Below are 480 nucleotides of genomic sequence, written 5' to 3'. Positions count from 1 at the left end.
GTCGAAGCGGATCTTGAATGGCAGGCCTGCGTCCGTGTCACGCTCTGGGAATCCTAGAAATCCGACTGAGAAGTCGGAGCCTGCCGACAGCGTAAAAATTGTGTCATCGTTGTATTGGTATGTACCAACGCACTGATCCAGCCTGAAGGTCTGAAACAGTGCCCGGCGCTCATTCCGGCTGCCGGCAACTAGTTCAACGATATCGGCGTACTGGGCACCATGCTCTCTGTGAAACTCGTAACTGGTGTACGACACAAAACGCCTTGCCACAGTGATCGTTTCACCGTCCCCGGTTGGAAACTCCGGCAGCGGACTGCCCAATACACAACGCGTCGTCAGCCAGCCGGTAGGGCGTTGATGGACAAAATCCACAGCGTCGGTGTGGGCAGTGTCAAGCCGCCCCTCGTAATAATGCAGACAGAAGGCGTTCAGTTTTTCAGCGTCAAAAACAAAGTGTGTGCGCCAACCACGCAGGTCGTA

The 480-nt window shown here is 55.0% G+C and carries 1 protein-coding gene; it reads right to left on the bottom strand.

The features are described from left to right. Nucleotides 1-480, bottom strand: a 480-nt coding sequence (locus EOE48_RS29545) for a hypothetical protein (protein ID WP_187371596.1), incomplete at both ends; no start/stop codon positions are given.

The organism is Methylobacterium oryzihabitans (assembly GCF_004004555.2).
Classification (GTDB): domain Bacteria; phylum Pseudomonadota; class Alphaproteobacteria; order Rhizobiales; family Beijerinckiaceae; genus Methylobacterium; species Methylobacterium oryzihabitans.
Note: the sequence above shows the minus strand (reverse complement) of the source record. Positions and strands in the feature narration are given on the sequence as shown.